Genomic DNA, 19400 nt, shown 5'->3' with positions numbered 1-19400 from the left:
TAAGAGACTTTCTTCTGAGCGGTTTCTGCGGGTCGCCATGCCCGCTCTTTTGCTGGTAGCCGTGGGTCAAGCAGTGCAAAGTTTTTCTTGCTTTCCTTCCTGAAAGGAAACCGCCCTGTCCTGTGTCCCGGGACGCAGGACAGGGCGAGGTTAATCGAAATGAAAGGTCAAGATGAACAGAGCAGATGAGCCAGCCTAAACCCGCAGGAATTGATGCGGCTTGCGTTTACATCAGAATGATACCAAACCGCTTCAGCAACAGCGCCCAGAGGGCGAACAGCACCACGGTAATCACGCAGGAGAGCAGTAGCGTGAGCCAGAAGCCGACGCGCTGGTAAAAAAACGGAAACAGGATAAACATCGGCAGTGTCGGCACCACATACCAGAACGTATACCATGCGTGAGCAGCAATCTTTTCCTGCGTTTGTCCTTCTATTTTCATCCAGATAAGCACCAGCAAGGTGACCAGCGGTAAAGCGGCGAGCAGGCCGCCCAGACGATCGCTGCGTTTCGCTGCTTCTGAGATCAGTACCACCATAAAGGCGGTTAACGCGTATTTTGAGATTAGCCAGAGCATCGTTATTCCCGATAATTATCATTAAGCCGGCTGCGTGCCTGAGGTTCTATTTCAGGTAAGAACGAATGACCGCCACGATCTCTTCCAGATCCTCACTTCGCGCCTGCGGCGTAGCCTCTGCGTTCATCAGATGTTCGCGTATATGGCCCTCAAGCAATTCGCTCATCAGGCCATTAATAGCGCCGCGCACTGCCGCGACCTGCTGCAGTACCTTGAGGCACTCTTCACCCGATTCGACGGCGGTTTCCAGCGACGCCGCCTGACCTTTTATACGTCGAATGCGGGTGAGCAAGCTTTTCTGATTTCTCAGGGTATGGGCCATTACTGCCTCCGGTTGATCATGTTCTATACTGGGGTATAGTATATAACTCACTTTACGGCGCTTTCGGGCCGCCTGCAACTGATTACCCCGACATCGACATCCAAATCCCAGGAGGCTGGATATGGCCGCAAAATCGCCGTGCATCGATCTCTGTGTGTTTGATACGAAAACCGGCTGGTGCGAAGGATGCGGACGCACCCGTGGGGAAACCCAAAGCTGGCGCAAGCTTTCGCCTTACCATCGCAAAGCGACAGAGCGGGCGCTTCCGGCGCGCCTGAAAGTGCTTAAAACCCGAGAAGCTTAGTCTTGTTCGTCAGGTCGAGGCGACACACATTGAGGGTGACGCTGCTGCCGGGGAATGAAACCTGAGGGTGTAGCAGGACATTTGTGATTAACATCTTACTTACATCATTAACATCCCCTTTTTGCTGGCTATCGGTTATGCGGTGAATCTATAGTCAATTTACTATGTAAAACTGTGTTTTATCTGGTGCAACTCATTGCTTCACCGATGAGGCACGCCAGCAGCGTTTCAGACCTGATTTAAATCAGGCAGTTAAGAGGGGATACTATGGAGATTGTTAACGCACCGCATCTGCCAGTCAGAGAGCACTGGCTGGCACTGCATCATGAACCCGCTTTGATGCCCGACCTGCCGATGGTCGATGCGCATCATCACTTATGGGACCGCCAGTCAGGGCGTTATCTGGCGCCTGAATTCAGCCACGATATCGAAACGTCCGGCCACCGGATACTCTCCACCGTCTACATTCAATGCCGTTCAATGCTGCGCCGTAACGGACCGGAGGCCTTCAAACCCGTCGGTGAGGTGGAGTTTGCCAGCGGCGTCGCGGCAATGTTTGACAGCGGCCATTACGGCGCGGCGGCAGGCTGTGAAGCGATTGTCGGCGGTGCCAGCCTGCTGGCTGGCGATGACCTGCTGCCGGTGATTGAAAGCATGACGGAACGTTCAGGCGGACGATTACGCGGGATGCGTAATCCGCTGGCCTGGCACGATGACCCACGCGTGGTATCCAGTCCCGCGACGCCGCCCGCCGGTCTGGCGGCCAGTGCCGCATTCCGGCGCGGTGCCGCATGCCTGGCCCGTAAAGGACTGTCGCTGGATGTCTGGGTTTATCACACCCAACTCGATGAAATCGCTGAGCTGGCACGGGCGCTACCCGAACTGCACATTATTGTGGACCATTGCGGCGGGCCGATCGGCAGCGGACCGTATGCCGGCAAACGGGATGCAACCTTCCAGGAATGGAAAAAGGCCATCATTGCGCTGGCGACGTTGCCAAACGTGAGCATCAAAATCAGCGGTTTCGGCATGACCGTCATGGGCTACTCCTTCGCTCAGCACGCCACGCCACCGGACTCCCTGACGCTTTCGCAGGCCTGGCGGCCGCAGTTTGAAACCCTGGTTGACGCGTTTGGCGTCGGGCGCTGTATGTTTGCCAGCAACTTCCCTGTCGACAAAGGGATGTTCAGCTACGGCGTATTCTGGAATGCCTGTAAAAGGCTGGCTGAGCACGCTTCGCCGACCGAAAGAGAACAGCTGTTCTGGCGCACCGCGGCTGCATGCTATCGCTTATCCTCCCTGGAGAATATGGATGAATATCAAATCAAGACTGCATGAAGCGCCTCCCCTGGCGCAGGATGAGTCCGCTGCAGCGATCTCGTATACATCGGCAGAAAAAAGGACGCTGGCGCTGGGCGGGTTAGGGTGGACGTTTGAAAGCTATGACTCGTTTTTGCTCTCGCTGTTACTACCGGTACTGGGCGTGGTATTTGATGTCAGCAAAACGGAACTTGGCGTGTTTATCAGCACCACAGCAGGCGGGCAGATTATTGGTGGCATTCTGTTTGGGCTGGTTGCCGATAAGATCGGACGCGTCAGAACCGCCTTTATCTGTATCGCCATCTATTCACTTTTCTCTGGACTGCTGGCGTTCTCCCACAATCCTCAGGCGTTTGCTGCGCTGCGATTCTGCGGTGCGCTGGGTATGGGCGGCATGTGGACGTCAGGAGCGGCACTGATCGCCGAAACATGGCGTCCGGAACGTCGTGCACGCGGTGGCGCGCTGATGCAGATGGGGTTACCGGTGGGGGCGATTCTGGCGATTGGCCTGACGGCGCTGGTGACGGCACTGACCGGCGGGCTGGAAAACGGCGGCTGGCGCTACCTTTTCATGATTGGCGCACTGCCGGTGTTTATCATGATGGTCATTGCTTATATCACGCCTGAATCACCTGTCTGGCTGGCGCGCCAGCAGGAACGCGCTCACCGCCAGAGCAAAACAGCAGGTACCGGCAAAATCAATCTTAAAGGATTGCTGCTGGCATTTACCTTTATCTTTTTCATTCAGTACCTGTTCTGGGGCGTATTCACCTGGACGCCAACCTATCTTCGTGAAGTTAAGCATCTCGATTTTCTTCACAGCCTGAAATTTGTGCTGGCACTGCAAACCGGTGCCATTGCTGGCTTCCTGGTGTTCTCACTGCTGGCCGATAAGTGGGGGCGCAGGCCGATGTTTCTGCTCTACCTGTTTATTGGTGCGGTGGCGGTCGGCATGTATCTGGCGACCACTCAGCCGCTGATTCTGATGGTCGCGATCTTTATGGCAGGTTTTGGCGTAAACGGTATTTTTGCCGGCTCCGGTCCTTTCCTCGCCGAGATCATTGGCGACACGCAGTCACGCGGCTTTTTAATGGGGCTGGCGTATAACGGCGGGCGCCTGGGCGGCTTTATCGCGCCGCTGCTGATTGGCTTTGTGGCCAGCGTTGGAGGATTCACCGCCGGGCTGGCCACCACGGTGATCGCCTTTCTTGCCGCGATGGTGGTGGTCTGGTTAGCGCCAGAAACCAAAGGCGTGAAGTTGCAGTAAGCTGTGCACCTGTCGCGCAATCGGCAGGTTAAAACCTGTGACACGGTTGAACACCTGACGCGCTGTCAGGTGTTCAGCCAGTTGTGTGGTATACCCACCGTAGCCAGAATCATCACCGCAAAATCCTGCACCACATCGCGGCCACGCCAGGTGAGCCCGCGCACAAACCTGGACAAAACATCAGGTTCGCCGGCGCGCTAACTGCCTGATTAGCCTGGCTTGCTGGAGAAGTGCCCAGGTGACGTCGGGCAATCTCACATAACAGGCGCGTGCTTTACTGCGTATAACCGGGTCTGATTACCCTCATCAAGGAGAACACCATGATAAACAGCCTGCGCACCGTTACGCTGCTGGCGGCAATGACGGTGAGCGCGCCACTGCTGGCGCAGACCTTTGTGTACGTATCCGCCGCCGACGACGGCACCATCGCGCGCTATACGCTGGACGCGCGCAGCGGCGCTTTGCAGCTGCTTGGCCACACTGAGGCCGGGGGAAAAGTGATGCCGATGGCGCTCAGTGCGGATCACAAAACGCTGTACGCGGCGATTCGCAGTAAACCGCTGCAACTGGCGAGCTGGCAGATTGACTCGCAGAGCGGCGAGCTGAACAACCGGCACACCGTGCCGGCTGCGGCCAGTTACCCCTACATCAGCACTGACCGTCAGGGACGCTTTCTGCTGGGGGCCTCATATGATGGCGACGTGGTGCAGGTTTACCGCCTGACGGCCAGCGGCACCATCGCTACGCCGCCGGTCGGCAGCTATAAAACTGGTCATGCGGCGCATTCAGTGATTGTCGATGCCAGCGGTCGTCACGCTTATGTGGGTAATCTTGGCACCGATCGCGTGCTGCAGCTCAGGCTGGGCGCAGACGGTACGTTGAGCGCCCTCGGCAAGGGGGAGGTAGCAACCGCCGCCGATAACGGTCCGCGCCATTCTGTGTTGTCGCCGGATAATCGCTATCTGTACAACATTGGTGAAATGGGCGGCATCATTACCCAGTTCCGGCGCGAAACCAGCGGCGAGCTGGTGAAAGTGGCGGAAACGCCTAACGCGGTGGCGGCGCAGTATCATCTGCAACATGGGCGTGAACGGCCGCCGGGTTACAGCGACAGCACGCCGCGCATCTGGTCAGCGGATATCCAGCTGACGCCGGACGGGCGTTTTCTGTATGTCAGCGAGCGCACCAGCAGTACCGTGAGCGGTTATCGTGTTAACCAGCAGGATGGCAAACTGACGCTGATCGGCAGCTGGCCGGTGGAGAAACAGCCGCGCGGCATGGCGATCAGCCCCGATAGCCGCTGGCTGGTGGTGAGCGGTGAGAAGAGTGCGGTTATTGGCAGCTACGCGATTGAGGCGCGCAGCGGAGTGTTGCAGCGGGTCGGCGAGGCGCCAGCCGGCCGGGATGCGAACTGGGTGACCATCGTCAGCTATTAAAATGATCGGGCGCAGGAAACTGCGCCTTATTGCGCGAAATTATTTTATGGATAGCATCGTCTGGCAGTAAAGTGTGATCTGCGACACATTTCTGCCGCTGAAGGCAGATTGCTGCTTTCTGCGGCAGTGACAGCGCAGATATCCCGCCGGCGACCCGCCGATCGCTGCGTTCGATTAGTTTCCTTAAAGCATTCTGAGCCTCATGTCAGGCGCGTATGAACACCGTTTTCGATTACGAAACAATTTGTCGTAGTTATCGGGATGAGCGCCCGCCAGATTCTGGCAGGATACGCCGCACTTAGCGCCTTCTGGTCTCCGTGACATGCAGTGGTTTTCGAAAAACGCCGTTTTTTTTGCTGTAAAAACCTGTCTGGCCGCCTTTCTGGCATTGTATCTGGCTCTTGAACTGAATGTTGATCGTCCCGCCTGGGCGCTGACCACGGTATTTGTGGCATCGCAGCTTTATTCGGCCTCCACCATCTCCAAATCGCTGTTCCGCCTGCTTGGCACGCTGCTCGGTGGCGTCTTCATCTTTTTTATCTTTCCGCTCACTGTGGCGCATCCGCTGCTGTTCAGCCTGTGTATCTCACTGTGGGTGAGCCTGTGTCTCTATCTGTCGCTGCACGACCGCACGCCGAAAAGCTATGTTTTTATGCTGGCGGGCTACAGCGCCGCGATTATGGGTTTCCCGGAAGTGACAACGCCGCTCGGTATCACCAGCACCGTGCTGTCGCGCATTGAGGAAATTACTTTAGGTATTGTCTGCAGCAGCCTGGTGCACGCGCTGTTGTTTCCGGTCTCGATGCGCAGTCTGCTGGAGCAGAGCGTCAGCCAGTGGTATCTCAACGGGCGCAAGCTGTGCCGCGATTTACTCTCTGGCATTTCCGCTGACCGATCGCCAGAACGCGACGAAATCCTGACCCGTATGGCCACTAATCCGCAGCAGGTCGAGATCCTGATTACCCATTGCGTGTACGAGGGCGACGCGGCCCGGCGGCTGATTCGCCTGGTCAGCACGCAGTATCAGCATCTTTCATACTTAATCCCCACGCTGACGGCGATTGAGATGCGGCTGCAGCGGCTGGCGGCGCGCCAGATTGCCTTTCCTGCCTGGGTTGAGCAGACCCTGCAGCAGTTCCTGCTGTGGCTGAATGACGGCGAAGCGGTGGGCGATGTCATTGGCATTCAGCTGGAACTGAGCCTTTGTCAGGATCGGCTGAATGCGGCGTGGCGCAACGGCGAATTGTCTACCGAACACTGTCTGCTGTTTACCGGCCTGCTGGAGCGGCTGGTGGATTTTGTGCGTATCGCCGGGGCTTACCAGAGCGTGGGCGGGCTGGTAAGCGATCTGTCAGGCGACACCACGCTGGCGCGCGGTAAACGCACGCATCGCTTTTTCGACAAAGGACTGATTCGGCTCTCGGCGCTGACGGCATTTTGCGCCACCTTTGGCTCCTGTCTGTTGTGGATGGCGACCGGCTGGCGCGACGGAGCATCAGCGCCAGTAATGGCCGCGATTCTCAGCTCCTTCTTCGCCAGCCTCGATACGCCGCTGACCTCAATGAAGCTGTTTATTCGTGGGGTGATCGTGGCGATCTTTATCAGCGTGATTTATGTCGCGCTGCTGCTGCCGCAGGCAACCTCGTTCGAGGCGCTGATCCTCTGTCTGGCTCCGGGTTTGCTGCTACTCGGGCTGATGATTGCGCGACCGGCCAGCAACATGATCGGTCTGAGCGTGGCGATTCAGATCCCCGGCTTTATCGGGCTCGGACATCATCTGAAACCCGATCTGGTGCTGCTGGTGAATAACGCGATTGCTTCGATGGCCGGCGTGCTGTTTGCGGTGATCCTGACCGCGCTGATGCGCAATAAGCGGCCATCGTGGACTGCGCGCCGCGCCGTGCGTCACGGCCTGCGTGAACTGCTGCGCTTTATTAAGGAGATTGAGCGCAACGGCTCATCGCTGCTGGGACGCCAGCGTTTTATTGGCCTGATGCTGGATAAGGTCAACGTGGTGCTGCCACGCCTGCACCTTGATCCGCAGTCCGATATGGCGCCGGCGGGAATGCTGCTGACCGAAGTGTGGCTGGGGGTCAATAGCTTTGACTACTACGCGCGCCATCAGGCGCTGCTGAGCCGTTATCAGCTGGACAGCGGGCAGATGTTTCACGAGCTGGGACTGTTTCTCAAGCGCAGGCTGAAGTCGCTGCAGACGCCACCGCATGAGGATTTGCAGGAGGAGCTCGATGTGCTGCTGATGCAGCTGGAACAGCTGGCGCAGCGTGACGAGGCGCTGCTGCTGCCGCTGTTTCATCTGTTCAGCATCCGGTTATACCTGTTTCCGCAACTTAGCTGGCCGGTGGCCACGCCGCGTCAGGCCGAACGCCTGCAGCAGCATCGTTACCGCCTGCAGGTTTAGCCATACCAGCTGTAACCTTTCGGCACGCGGGAAAAGCCAATGGCTTTCAGGGCCGGTAGCAGCGATGACTGGCTGGCCGGCTGATCGTCCACCCGTTCGAGGATGAAGCTGTGGGTTTTCTCCCGGCGTAAGGCCTGGCCCAGCGCCACGATGGCGGCCTGGCGTTGCTCCTCACTAATGTCGCCAAAAGTTAACAGCTCTTTACCACCCGGCGGCAGCCACAGCATAACGCGCCCATTGCCAATCACCACCAGTGCGCCGCTACGGCGGGTAGGCCGCACGCCACCGACGCTGAGCGGCCACGCCAGCTGCACGCCAAAGGGATTGGCGGGATCCAGCACTGCCAGCGCCACCGGCGGATGCGTGGCCTGCGCACTGCCGAGCTGGCGCAGCCGATCGATGGCCGGATTTTCAGCAAACTGCGCGCCACCCATGCCAGCAACAAAGCGGCCGCGCAGCAGCCGTCCGGCATCCTCCATACCGCGCAAGAGCGGCTGCAGCGCCGGAAAGCCACCGGGAATCTGCTCTGCCACGGCGGCACCGCGCGTGATCACGCCAAAGCGGTCGAGCATATTTTCAGTCAGCGCCAGGGCGCGCTCGGTATCGGCCAGCGGCTGCCGCACAATCAGCGACCAGCGTCCGGCCATGCTGTTGAGCGAGGGCTGCGCAGCAGCACTGCGGCTGGCCGCGAAACTGGCCCGACTGTGGCGACTGCGCGCAGGACGGGCCGGGCGTGGACGTGTCGTGTGGCTGGTGGTGCTGAGCTGGCGCAGCGCGGCCCAGGTATCCATAGTCAGATAGCCGCGCCATACCAGCTCCCACATCGCGGCAAAGACTTCGCTGGGGTCGACAGATTGTTCAGGCTGCGTCAAGACGCGCGGCAGCAGCTCGCGGGCGAACCAGCCGCCGCCATCCTGTAACTGCGCCACATCGCCTGCTGTAAAGGTGACAATGTCACATTATTACCTTCATCAGGCACCGGTAACGTTTCACTGGCAAACTCACTCAGGTGCAGGGAGACCAGTCCGTCCTGCGCGCCAGGTGCCCGCTGGCCACTCCAGATGACTTCACCGGAAGAGAGCAGCTCATCCAGCATCGCAGGCTGATAGTCACGCACCCGCGCCGGCAAAATCTGGCTTTCCCACAGCGAAACCGGCAGCGCCACGCCAGCCAGCTGTTCGATCACCCGCACCACGCCGTTGATACCGGCAAAGGCGCCCTGTGCCGCGGATGCTGCGACGTCGCTCAGTAATCCCTGACGCTCAAGCAGAAAAGCCACGTACGCCGGCGCTTCGACCGGTCGGGTGGCCTCACGCGCCGCCTGCAGCGATCGCACGCGCAAACGACGAAATACGCTTTCCGCTACCCACTGCGTTGACGCATCGACCGCAGGCGAGAGGAAATCGCCTTTCAGTACGCGTTGCTGCTGACGCAGCTCTTCCAGCGTGTCGTCGACCACGACCCGGCCCAGGCCAAAGCGGGCGGCGATTTGCAGACTGGTGGCGACAGCGTGGGTGCGCAGATAGCGATTAAGTAAGTCATGCAGCGGACGGGCCACCGGCGCGAGCAGCCCGGCGGGCAGATCAGCTGGCAGCGCCGTGCCCAGCGCGTCGCGCAGCCGCACGCCATCTTCGGCGACAGCCCAGCGCGCCTCTGCCGCAATCGTAACCTGAATGATGCGTTGCGCCTGTTGCAGCGTGGTTAGCAGCGGCATCAGCGCCGCCTCGCCGTTGTAGCGCGCCGTGATTTCCGGCACAGTGAGCGGCCCCAGCTCGCGCAGCAGATCAACCACGGCTTCCTGAGTGCTGGCCTGATAATCGGAAACGGTGCGCTGAAGCTCCTGCTCAACGCGTACCACCACCTCGGGCGCCAGCAGCTCGTGCATCTCAACCTGGCCCAGCAGATCGCTCAGCAGCGTGCTGTCGAGCGCCAGCATTGAGGCGCGCCGTTCCGCCTGCGGCGCATCGCTGGCATACATGAATTCGGCGACATAGCCAAACAGCAGCGGCGCAGCAAACGGCGAGGGCGTATCGGTGGTAACTTCAGTCAGCTTAACCTCGCCCTGTTGTATCCGCGCCATCAGCTGATGCAGTGCCGGCAGGTCATACACGTCCTGCAGACATTCACGCGCGGTTTCGATCAAAATCGGGAAATCGTCGAACTGCCGCGCCACCTCCAGCAGTTGCCCGGCGCGCAGCCGCTGCTGCCACAGCGGAGAACGTTTACCGGGATTGCGGCGCGGCAGCAGCAGGGCGCGCGCGGCGCATTCGCGGAAGCGGGCGGCAAAAAGCGCAGAATGTCCCACCGCAGCCGTCACCTGTCGCTGGAGTTCGTCCGGCGCAAACAAAAACAGTTCAGCGCCTGGCACCCGGCCTTCGCTGTCAGGGAAGCGCGCGACAATCCCATCATCGCTGGCGACCACGGCCGGATCGAGCCCCATCTGGCGGCCAATCCGCTCAGCGATGGCCAGCGCCCACGGCGCATGCACGCGCTGACCATAAGGGGAATGCAAAATCACGCGCCAGTCGCCGGTTTCATCGCGACAACGCTCAATCAGCAAATTGCGATCGTCAGGCACCAGGCCTGTGGCGGCAATCTGTTCGTCGATGAGCGCACGAATGTTGTGTCGGGCATTGGCGTCAAGGTTGTCGCTGCCGGGCAACACCCCGCTGGCGGCATGTCGCAAATAGCGGCCAATGGCTTCGCCGAGTGTCGCCGAACGCCCGAGACTGTCGCCGTGCCAGAAGGGCAGGCGCGCCGAGCGACCGGGTGCCGGCACCACCACCACCTGATCGTGCGTAATTTGCTGGATGCGCCACGAGGTGGCGCCAAGCGTGATGATGTCGTTAATCCGCGACTCATACACCATCTCCTCATCCAGTTCGCCGACCCGGCGCGCACCAGACTGTTCTTCGCCCTCCGGCAGCATCACGCTGAACATGCCACGATCCGGAATGGTGCCACCGCTGGTGACGGCCAGATGCTGCGCGCCCGGGCGACCGCTTAAGGTTTGCTGTTGTCGATCCCAGATAATGCGCGGGCGCAGGTTAGCAAACTCGTCCGAAGGGTAGCGGCCAGACAGCATATCCAGCACCGCATCGAAGGCGTTACGCGGTAACGTTTTGAACGGATCGGCACGGCGTACCTGTTGATACCACGCTTCGACTGACAGGGTGTCCATGGCCGCCGCCGCCACCGTATGCTGGGCGAGAATATCGAGCGGATTGTGTGGCAAAGCGATAGCATCCAGTTCGCCTGCCAGCATCGCGTCCACCGTCACGGCCGCATCAACCAGATCGCGGCGCGTGCGTGGCCAGATAATGCCTTTCGGCGTACCCCCCACCTGGTGACCGGCCCGGCCAATACGCTGCAGCGCGCTGGCCACCGAAGGCGGTGCCCCGACCTGAATCACCAGATCGATATCACCCATGTCAATTCCCAGTTCAAGACTGGATGTCGCCACCACGCAGCGCAGCTCGCCGGCTTTCAGGGCGTTCTCAATCTCCAGCCGCTGCTCTTTCGACACCGAGCCATGATGCGAACGGGCAATATACGCTTCAGCAGGCGTGGCGCGTTTTTCGGTTCCACCGCTAAAAGAGCCATAGGCGAGGGCGGGCTCTGTTACGCCCTGTTCCGGCGCGGCGCGTCGCGCATACAGTTCATTGAGTCGTGCGGTGAGTTTTTCCGTCAGCCCACGCGAATTGGTAAACACCAGAGTCGCGCGATGGCGCAATACCTCATCCAGAATGCCGGCTTCAATATGCGGCCAGATGGAACCGGCGGCGAGGCTGCTCTCCTGCGCGGCGCGCGCATCGGGACGCTGCTGGATGTCCGTCATGTCCTCTACCGGCACAGTAATTGTCAGCTGCAGCGGCCGCTGCGCCGGCGGGTTGACGATACGCGTAGCGCCCGCGCCACCGAGGAAAGCCGCCACCGCTTCTGGCGGTCGCACAGTGGCCGACAGGCCAATGCGCTGAGCAGGCTGCGCCAGCAATACATCGAGCCGTTCCAGGCTGAGCGCCAGATGGGCGCCGCGTTTACTCCCGGCCACCGCGTGTACTTCGTCAATAATGACGGTCGAGATGCCACGCAGCGTTTCGCGGGCTTTTGACGTCAGCAGCAGGAAAAGCGATTCCGGGGTAGTAATCAGGATGTCCGGCGGCCGGCGCTGCAGCTTTGCCCGTTCGGCGCTGAGCGTGTCGCCGGAGCGCATGCCGACCTCCAGCGTGATTTCCGCCTCACCCAATTCCGCGCGCTGAGCGGCAACGCCCGCCAGCGGTAGCGCCAGGTTACGCTGCACGTCAGCCGCAAGCGCTTTAACCGGTGAAATATACAGAATGCGCGTCTTGTGACTGCGCGCTACGGGTTCGTCACGGCTGCGCTCGCGAAACAGCGCGTCGATCGCATGCAGAAATGCCGCCAGCGTTTTGCCGGAGCCGGTCGGCGCAATCACCAGGCAGTGTTGTCCGCTGGCGATGGCGCGCCAGGCTTCCTGTTGTACGGGGGTCGCCGCCGGGAAAGTGCGGCGAAACCACTGTTGCGTGGCCGGGGTGAACAGTGAAAGCGCTGAGGCTGGCATCCATGACTCCTGCATTCTCGAAAGGGCGATCAGCAGTGTAGCGTGCCGCAGCGTTTACGGCATTATCAGGATATTGCCGATGAGGGCGGCGCGAAAACACACGCCGCAGCACGACTATGTGACAACGTCACTGAGGGTAAACAGAGTCGGCCAGTTTCCCGCGGCGATCAAAGCGACGTGCGGCCAGCCACAGCAGCGCGGTAACAAACCAGCCGATGATCCATGACACATCGTTGCCGGCAAAAATCCACGTCAGGGAACCATGATGCAGCGGGTTATCAATGAACGGCAGCTGTACCAGCACCCCAAGGAAGTAAATGATAATGCCTGCCCAGTTCCAGCGACCGTAGCGGCCATCCGGTTGCGACAGCGCGGGCACATCGACTTTCCCTTGGGTAATCAGATAAAAATCCGTCAGGCTGATAGCGCTCCACGGCACAAAAAAGGCCAGCAGGAACAGCAGGAAGTGGGTAAATGATTTGAGAAACGCCGGTTCGCTGAGTAGCGCAATGATGCAGGAGAGCGTGACCATCAGCACCACAAACAGGATACGTCCGCCACGGCTGATCGCGGTTTGCTGGCGAAAACCGGAGACAATGGTGGTCAGCGACATAAAGCTGCCGTAGGCATTGAGCGTGGTGAAGGTGATTTTGCCAAAGCAGATGGCGAAGTAGATAACCATCGCCATGGTGGCGCTGCTGCCCAGCCCAACGATGTAGCCCACTTCATTACCGGAGAACGCTTTACCCGCAATTGCAGCCACAATGACGCCCAGCGTCATGGATGCCTGCGTGCCCAGCACGGTGCCAAAAAACACCGAACTGAACAGCTTTTTCGCGGAGACATCCACCGGCAGATAGCGCGAGTAGTCCGACACATAAGGGCAAAACGCAATCTGCCATGACGAGGAGAGCGATACCGCCAGCAGAAAACTGGCAACGCTGAAGTGCTGATTTTGCCAGACGGCCGCTAAATCGTGGCTGGAGAGTAGGGTGATGAACAGGTAAACAAACGCCAGCACGCCGATGACGCTGGCCACTTTGCCGAGTTTATGAATCACCCGATAGCCGAGCACCGCAATCACGATGATGATGGCGCTGAAGATGATCATGCCGGCTGCATTGCTGACGTTGACCAGCTTCGCCAGCGCCTGGCCGGCCAGTACCGTGCCGCTGGCCGAGAAGCCCACATACATAATGCACACCAGCACCAGCGGGATCACCGCGCCAAACACGCCAAACTGCATACGGCTGGTGATCATCTGCGGCAGGCCAAGGCGCGGGCCCTGAATCGCGTGCAGCGACATGATGGCCGCGCCGACGATCTGTCCCACCAGTAAACCGACAATCGACCACACCACATCGCCGCCCAGCACCACCGCCAGCGCACCGGTAACAATGGCGGTGATCTGCAAATTGCCGCCAAACCACAACGTGAACTGGCTAAACGGATGCCCGTGACGCTCGCTGAGCGGGATGTAATCAATGGAACGTGTTTCTGACAGGCGCTGTTTCTCTGCGCCTGAATAATCTGCGGCAGGTATCTGAGCGGACATAGTTTCCTCGCTGGAACGGCTAAAGGTGGTTAGTCATTGATTTTTCTTGTTAGTCAGTGGTAAATGTCACGAAACATACATGTATATACATGTAGCGATATTGTCACGAGATTGATGAGGTTACAAGCTGACCGGTCATTGGAAATTGTGATGACGCTGGCAATGTTGTCCGTTAATGTCAGGAGCCTGGCCGGTAACGGACGCGCATAAAGGCGATGATGCGCTAACTACAGACCCATTAACTGTGGCGATCAGGACAACCCGGGGAGGGAATCATGCAGGCAGTGATTGAAACAGAACGCTTACGACTGGAACCCTTTGCGCTAAGCCACCTCGCCGGCTTGCGCGCGATGGATGATGACCCGGAAATCATGCGTTATATCAATGAGGGACAGGTGAAGAGCGAGGACGAGACGCTGGCGACCATTGAGCGCGTGCAGCAACGCTGGCAGCGCTATGGTTTTTCCTGGTGGGCACTGCGCGAGAAGAGCAGCGATGACATCGTCGGAGCGGCTTGTCTGCAGCATCTGGCTCATCAGGAACAGGCGCCGCTGGAAATTGGCTGGCGACTGTTGCGCAGCAGTCAGGGGAAAGGGTATGCCACCGAAGCCGCCACGGCGATTGTGCAGTTTGCTACCGGGCAGATTGGCGTGGATTATCTGGTGGCGGTGGCACATCCGGAAAACCTTGCATCCCATCGGGTGATGCAGCGGCTGGGTATGCGCTATCGCGGTATCGAGCAGCATTACGACCAGCCCTGTGTGGTTTATGAACTGGATATGAAGAGTGCCCCAGCGCATTCGTGAGGCAGGGCGCGCACCTCTGGTAGCGGCGCGACTTATCACGCAATAAATTGCGCCGCTATCAAACATGCACCCGGTAAGGGTGCGCTCAATACCCTGGTACGTGCGCGGCTTTCATGATCAGATTTGCCACCGCCTGCGGCTGGGAAATCAGCGACACATGGCTGGCCTTGAGTTCGATGGTCTGCGCATGCATGCGTTTCGCCATAAAGCGCTGCAGATCCGGATTGATAGTGCGATCCTCCGTCGACACCGCATACCAGCTTGGTTTGCTATGCCAGGCCGCCACGCTGGTTTTCGCCTGGGTAATGGCTTTACCCATCGGCTGCTGAACGGCGTAATAAGCCCGCGCTTCGCTTTCCGGCAGATCGCCGGCAAAGTCGTGGATAAACGCCTGTTCACTGAGCGCGCCAAAACCGTCGTCACGCCACTTCAGGCCAGCGGCAACCGGTGCTGCAGGGAACTTTTTGGTGAGCGCCGGATAATCTTCACCGGCCTCAGGCGCGCGCGCCGCGATGTACACCAGCCCCTTCACTTCAGGTTCATCGCCCGCCTGGCTGATAACCATGCCGCCGTAGGAGTGCGCAACCAGAATCACCGGTCCGTTCTGCTGTGCCAGCGCGCGTTTCACCGCCGCCACGTCATCATTCAGCGACGTCGTTGGGTTTTGCACCGCGGTGACGTGCAGACCTTTCGCCTGCAACAGTGGGATGACTTTGCCCCAGCTGGATCCATCAGCGTACAGGCCATGGACCAGCACAATATTTTTTACTTCCTGCGGCGCGGCAGCGCTGTCGGCATGCGCCAGTCCGGCACTCAGGGCAGAGATTACCAGCGCCGTCAGCGCCGTGATTTTGCGTAATGTCATGATCGGTCCTCATAATTAATCGGGGTTCATGCACCACTGTAAGCGCCGGGGACCAACAATCCGCTGACGTGGAAATGACAAAAAAATGACAGCGATACGATGTGGCAGCAGAGGATTTAAAAGTAATAAAAGCAGAGGATTAGCCGTGAGTCGGAGCATAGCCGCTATGCTTGATAAGGATGAGACCCGACCAACCCGAGAATCTCTCAAAGGAGTACTAAATAGATTATGCTGTTGCGCAAGAAGAAAATCCGCTCTCACAGCGAAGACCGCCTGCTGGCGTTAACGCTGGCCACCACGGCCGGTATCCTCAACGCCATGGCGTTTGGCGCATTTGGTTTTTTCCCTTCCCATATGACCGGCAATACCTCGCAAATTTCGGCAGAGGTGAATGGTTCTGACCTGCACGATCTGCTGTTTCTGGCCGTGCTGATTTTTGCTTTTGTCTGTGGTGCCATGCTGGCGCGTTTGACGGTAGCTTACGGCCTGAAGCGGAATCTGCGCACCATTTACTGTCTGGTGCTGCTGGCAGAGGGTATTTTCCTGCTGCTGACTTCCCTGGTAGAAATCATGTGGTATTCCGAACGAAACAACGGCGAAATTCTGGTTACGCTGAGTTTGCTGATGGGCATCCATAACTCAACCTCGACTCAGCTTTCCTCCGGTCGCGTTCGCTCCACGCACGTGACCGGCACACTGACCGACGCCGGCATCGCGCTGGGATCCTGGCTACGCGCATCCTTCAGTCAAAGCGAGGCTGCCGATCGCGATGGCCACCGAACTGTACTTTTTACTCACCTGGTTACGATCTTCTCATTTCTGTCCGGCTGCGTTGTCGGTTATCTGCTGTTCAGGCACCTTGGATTTGAAGCGATGGCGGGGTTGGGCATTGTGCTGGCGTTGATCGCCGTTGGTGGCATCGCCAGAACCCTGCATTTAACCGGCATGCGATTTTGGTAACACCGACGGAGAGTTTCCAGATTTGAACCAAGTGGACTAAGTGCACATGAATACTACTTTTTGCTGGTATTCATGTGCACTTGAAAGTGCAGGGCAAATCATGTACACATGAATACTCTATAAATGTGGTTTTCCCGTAGACTTATATGAACAAAATGACGGCAATCGAGCGGCTTAATGCGTTTGACAGGCAGGGGCGCTATGTCTTTGCTGTTCGTGATTTAGCCAAAGTCTTTTATGACGACAGTGACAAGGCTTTCAATGCTGGCCTGAACCGTCTGGTGAAGGACGGCATTCTGCAGCGCGCCAGCCGTGGCGTCTATGTTTACGCCTATGCGAGAAGTAAAGACGCTTACACGCTGGAAAGAATCGTACAGACGTTGCGCAGAGGAGAATACAGCTACCTGAGCCTGGAATCGGCGTTATCGGCTTACGGTGTAATTTCACAAATCCCGATGGGGCGTCTTACCGTTATGACCACGGGCCGTTCTGAAGAACACATTACGCCTTATGGCGTGATCGAATTCACGCATACCAAACGATCGCCTGAACAAATTTTGCAGGACACCATTTTGGGCGAGTCACCTTTGCGCCTGGCAACTAAAAAAGCCGCACTGCGCGATTTACGTCGGGTGGGGCGTAATACGCATCTGATTGATGAGGCGGAAACGAACGATGAATCAGAAAGTCAGTTTCACTGAACTGGTCGCTAAGGCCATGGCTTCAGCGCAACTCGAGGGTATGCGTAACGTAGTGGAAAAAGAGCTTTTACACTACGACATCCTTTACTGTCTGGATAAAGCGGGTCTGCTGCAAAATCTGACGTTTCAGGGCGGTACCTCTTTGCGGCTATGTTATGACGGCAATCGGTTTAGCGAGGACCTGGATTTCGCCGGCGGCATCAACTTTTCCGGTGCAGATTTAAAAAACATGAAGGTCTGTATCGAAGATTATCTCGGCACGCGTTACGGTTTAGAAGTTACGGTCAAAGAGCCGGCAGAACTTCGCCGCCAGCCGGGCTATGAAGAGATCAGGGTCGATAAATGGCAGGTCTCCGTGACGACGGCACCCGAAAAGCGCGATATGCCTAAGCAACGCATCAAGGTCGAAGTTGCTAATATTCCCGCTTACAGTCGCAAACCGTTGCCGCTGAGCCGCAATTATCCGGTGTTGCCGGATGGCTACAGCGATACGCTGGTGATGTGTGAAAGTCTCGACGAGATCATGAGTGACAAGCTCATTTCCCTGGTTGCGACCACCAAATACCTTCGTTACCGCGATGTCTGGGATTTACCCTGGCTGATGCAGCAAGGCGCTGCGTATGATGTGGGCTGGATTCGGCAAAAAATCGAGGATTACCGGATTCCTGACTATGAAAAGTTATTAAAACAGCGACTGGCTGGTATCGAAAACATCGTCAAAGACGGACGTTTTTACAACGAAATGCGCCGTTTTATACCCCAGCAGGTATTTGCCAGAACGCTGGGGCGTGCAGAATTTACCGATTACATCGCCGAACGTTTGACCTCGCTGTTGCAAAGATTGCAGCGAGATTTAGCAGGAAAACGGCCCGATGACGCCTTCAGAATGTAACAGCGACAGTTGGCCCGGCGTGCAGAGGAGATAAAAGAGCAGGGGGACGGGCGCTGTCAAGCCGGCTGCACGCTCAGGAAGCGGATTTTTTTGTTAATTTGCCGTCTGGTTTTCTCACAGGCGCTATAACTTACTATTCCTGCTTCAACAAACTGCTGATGAGGTGAACAATGGATAACACCATGATAACGGATGAATTTTCCAAAGATTTGTCTGCGTTTGTCGGGACGCATTTCGTTTATACCTATGATAATGGCTGGAAATATGAGTGGTACGCGCGCAACGCGACAACCTGTGATTATCGTATCCATCAGGGATTGGTTGGTGGCCGTTGGGTGACCAATCAAAGCATGAATGCGGTGCAGTTCGCACCGGGCATTTATAAAGTCGACTGGCACGAGCCGACCGGCACCTGCGTCAGTCTGCTGTTTGATATCAACCGCAAGGTGATTCACGGCACCATTTTTTTCCCGCAGTGGATTGCCGGCGAAGGACAGCATCCGGAAAAAACCATCTGCTATCAGAATGAATTTATCGAAGATATGCATCGTTTCCGTGATGAAGGGCCAGCGTATCCGTACGTGGTGATTCCTGAGTTTGCCAAAGTGACCTACATGAAGAATGAAGGTCCGGATAATGATGCCGTAATCAATATGCCGCCGGGACAAATGCCGGAAGATTATTTTAAAGATAAATGAGGCTGGCAATTCGCTGACGGCGCCGGGTTCGGTCGCCGTAAACGGCGATCCTACAATTGTGCAGTGCGGAGTGGCATTGCAAGGTGCGCATTGATGCGCACCAAAGTTACTCGTGAGTGGTATCCAGCAAACAGACCGATCGCGCTACGTGAAATCTGACAAAAGCGCTGAGGGATAACCGGGAAGTCTTCGCGTAGCGTTGTCATGCTGGATGAGCTAAAGCCATGATTAAAGCGACGAAGCGCGAAGCTGACCGGGCAGTCAGCTGTAGGGTGCGCATTGATGCGCACCAGGATAACGTCGTAGTGTCGCAAGATTCGTTGTCATTGTGGATGAGCAGATGTTTAAAGCACCGAGGGCGAAGAAGCTAACCGTGCAGTCAGTTGTAGGGTGCGCATTGATGCGCACCAGGATAACGCCGTGGTGTCCATCAAACGGACCGGTGGGATACGTTTTCACATAGTGTCGCCGTGGTGAATGAGTTGTGAGCCTGGTAAGAGGCGTGAAGGGCGAAACTGAAGGATTGAAATACGCGATTAGATATCTTATTTAACATAATATACATTATGCGCCATTTGATTATAGAGTCAAAGCTGACCTGGCCGCTTAGGCTACCTGCTGAAAATCCTGAAATACCTGAATAATTTCTGCATGCATTTCCGTGAATACCTTTTAGACAAAAAGCCTGGCATCCAGCCG

General features: G+C 57.5%; 14 protein-coding genes and 1 pseudogene. 10 read left to right on the top strand and 5 right to left on the bottom strand.

The features are described 5' to 3' along the window. Window positions 1–226 precede the first annotated feature (226 nt). Together QMM04_RS00075 and QMM04_RS00070 are read right to left on the bottom strand one after the other, a co-directional pair. Entirely contained in the window at window positions 227–577 is a 351-nt protein-coding gene (locus QMM04_RS00075; protein WP_132462501.1) for a DUF3147 family protein, read from the bottom strand. A 46-nt stretch (window positions 578–623) separates the two neighbouring features. Next, window positions 624–899, bottom strand: a complete 276-nt coding sequence (locus QMM04_RS00070; protein WP_058769814.1) for a metal/formaldehyde-sensitive transcriptional repressor — start codon at window positions 897–899, stop codon at window positions 624–626. Between the two features lie 121 nt (window positions 900–1020). Here QMM04_RS00070 and QMM04_RS00065 point away from each other — a divergent pair, with 121 nt between their 5' ends. The 5 genes from QMM04_RS00065 (at window position 1021) to QMM04_RS00045 (ending at window position 7645) form a co-directional block, all read left to right on the top strand. After that, on the top strand, window positions 1021–1203 hold the full coding sequence (locus QMM04_RS00065) for a DUF1289 domain-containing protein (protein ID WP_241797926.1): 183 nt from the start codon (window positions 1021–1023) through the stop codon (window positions 1201–1203). Window positions 1204–1470: 267 nt separating this feature from the next. Then, on the top strand, window positions 1471–2541 hold the full coding sequence (locus QMM04_RS00060; protein ID WP_282995428.1) for an amidohydrolase family protein: 1071 nt from the start codon (window positions 1471–1473) through the stop codon (window positions 2539–2541). Beyond that, the gene (locus QMM04_RS00055; protein WP_132462505.1) at window positions 2516–3790 is read left to right on the top strand and encodes an MFS transporter; all 1275 of its coding nucleotides are present in this window, start codon (window positions 2516–2518) and stop codon (window positions 3788–3790) included. Before QMM04_RS00060 ends, QMM04_RS00055 begins: the two co-directional genes overlap by 26 nt. 320 nt (window positions 3791–4110) lie before the next feature. After that, window positions 4111–5226 carry a beta-propeller fold lactonase family protein gene (locus tag QMM04_RS00050; protein WP_241797923.1) on the top strand — a complete coding sequence of 372 codons (1116 nt, stop codon included), beginning with the start codon at window positions 4111–4113 and terminating at the stop codon, window positions 5224–5226. Window positions 5227–5548: 322 nt separating this feature from the next. Continuing rightward, window positions 5549–7645, top strand: coding sequence for an FUSC family protein (locus tag QMM04_RS00045; RefSeq protein ID WP_088515768.1), 2097 nt, complete (start codon window positions 5549–5551; stop codon window positions 7643–7645). Here QMM04_RS00045 and QMM04_RS00040 read toward each other — a convergent pair. Continuing rightward, window positions 7642–12239, bottom strand: a pseudogene (locus QMM04_RS00040) (ATP-dependent helicase). The gene QMM04_RS00045 and the pseudogene QMM04_RS00040 overlap by 4 nt on opposite strands. Before the next feature lie 112 nt (window positions 12240–12351). Further along, window positions 12352–13779 carry a cytosine permease gene (locus QMM04_RS00035; RefSeq protein WP_127834095.1) on the bottom strand — a complete coding sequence of 476 codons (1428 nt, stop codon included), beginning with the start codon at window positions 13777–13779 and terminating at the stop codon, window positions 12352–12354. A 275-nt stretch (window positions 13780–14054) separates the two neighbouring features. Between QMM04_RS00035 and QMM04_RS00030 the strand changes: the two genes are divergently transcribed. Then, window positions 14055–14585 carry a GNAT family N-acetyltransferase gene (locus QMM04_RS00030; protein WP_058769804.1) on the top strand — a complete coding sequence of 177 codons (531 nt, stop codon included), beginning with the start codon at window positions 14055–14057 and terminating at the stop codon, window positions 14583–14585. Between the two features lie 85 nt (window positions 14586–14670). On the opposite strand, the gene QMM04_RS00025 is transcribed toward QMM04_RS00030, so the two are convergent. Next, window positions 14671–15450 carry an alpha/beta hydrolase gene (locus QMM04_RS00025; RefSeq protein ID WP_058758558.1) on the bottom strand — a complete coding sequence of 260 codons (780 nt, stop codon included), beginning with the start codon at window positions 15448–15450 and terminating at the stop codon, window positions 14671–14673. Window positions 15451–15678: 228 nt separating this feature from the next. Here QMM04_RS00025 and QMM04_RS00020 point away from each other — a divergent pair, with 228 nt between their 5' ends. The 4 genes from QMM04_RS00020 to QMM04_RS00005 all read left to right on the top strand — a co-directional run bounded on the left by QMM04_RS00020 (window position 15679) and on the right by QMM04_RS00005 (window position 18701). Beyond that, entirely contained in the window at window positions 15679–16410 is a 732-nt protein-coding gene (locus QMM04_RS00020; protein ID WP_282995426.1) for a YoaK family protein, read from the top strand. Between the two features lie 146 nt (window positions 16411–16556). Then, window positions 16557–17111 carry a hypothetical protein gene (locus QMM04_RS00015; protein ID WP_021506034.1) on the top strand — a complete coding sequence of 185 codons (555 nt, stop codon included), beginning with the start codon at window positions 16557–16559 and terminating at the stop codon, window positions 17109–17111. Next, window positions 17086–18003: a nucleotidyl transferase AbiEii/AbiGii toxin family protein gene (locus tag QMM04_RS00010; RefSeq protein ID WP_058780563.1), complete on the top strand. Its 918-nt coding sequence runs from the start codon at window positions 17086–17088 to the stop codon at window positions 18001–18003. Before QMM04_RS00015 ends, QMM04_RS00010 begins: the two co-directional genes overlap by 26 nt. A 182-nt stretch (window positions 18004–18185) precedes the next feature. Beyond that, the gene (locus QMM04_RS00005) at window positions 18186–18701 is read left to right on the top strand and encodes a phenolic acid decarboxylase (protein ID WP_058758650.1); all 516 of its coding nucleotides are present in this window, start codon (window positions 18186–18188) and stop codon (window positions 18699–18701) included. Window positions 18702–19400 lie beyond the last annotated feature (699 nt).

Origin of the sequence: Pantoea sp. Pa-EAmG, assembly GCF_030024295.1 — a bacterium.
Taxonomy (GTDB): domain Bacteria; phylum Pseudomonadota; class Gammaproteobacteria; order Enterobacterales; family Enterobacteriaceae; genus Pantoea; species Pantoea dispersa.
This window is presented reverse-complemented; position numbering and strand designations above follow the sequence as displayed.

Coding starts and splice junctions, on each gene's coding strand:
- QMM04_RS00075 (WP_132462501.1), bottom strand. CDS start 577: ATGCTCTGGCTAATCTCAAAATACGCGTTAACCGCCTTTATGGTGGTA.
- QMM04_RS00070 (WP_058769814.1), bottom strand. CDS start 899: ATGGCCCATACCCTGAGAAATCAGAAAAGCTTGCTCACCCGCATTCGA.
- QMM04_RS00065 (WP_241797926.1), top strand. CDS start 1,021: ATGGCCGCAAAATCGCCGTGCATCGATCTCTGTGTGTTTGATACGAAA.
- QMM04_RS00060 (WP_282995428.1), top strand. CDS start 1,471: ATGGAGATTGTTAACGCACCGCATCTGCCAGTCAGAGAGCACTGGCTG.
- QMM04_RS00055 (WP_132462505.1), top strand. CDS start 2,516: ATGAATATCAAATCAAGACTGCATGAAGCGCCTCCCCTGGCGCAGGAT.
- QMM04_RS00050 (WP_241797923.1), top strand. CDS start 4,111: ATGATAAACAGCCTGCGCACCGTTACGCTGCTGGCGGCAATGACGGTG.
- QMM04_RS00045 (WP_088515768.1), top strand. CDS start 5,549: ATGCAGTGGTTTTCGAAAAACGCCGTTTTTTTTGCTGTAAAAACCTGT.
- QMM04_RS00035 (WP_127834095.1), bottom strand. CDS start 13,779: ATGTCCGCTCAGATACCTGCCGCAGATTATTCAGGCGCAGAGAAACAG.
- QMM04_RS00030 (WP_058769804.1), top strand. CDS start 14,055: ATGCAGGCAGTGATTGAAACAGAACGCTTACGACTGGAACCCTTTGCG.
- QMM04_RS00025 (WP_058758558.1), bottom strand. CDS start 15,450: ATGACATTACGCAAAATCACGGCGCTGACGGCGCTGGTAATCTCTGCC.
- QMM04_RS00020 (WP_282995426.1), top strand. CDS start 15,679: ATGCTGTTGCGCAAGAAGAAAATCCGCTCTCACAGCGAAGACCGCCTG.
- QMM04_RS00015 (WP_021506034.1), top strand. CDS start 16,557: ATGAACAAAATGACGGCAATCGAGCGGCTTAATGCGTTTGACAGGCAG.
- QMM04_RS00010 (WP_058780563.1), top strand. CDS start 17,086: ATGAATCAGAAAGTCAGTTTCACTGAACTGGTCGCTAAGGCCATGGCT.
- QMM04_RS00005 (WP_058758650.1), top strand. CDS start 18,186: ATGATAACGGATGAATTTTCCAAAGATTTGTCTGCGTTTGTCGGGACG.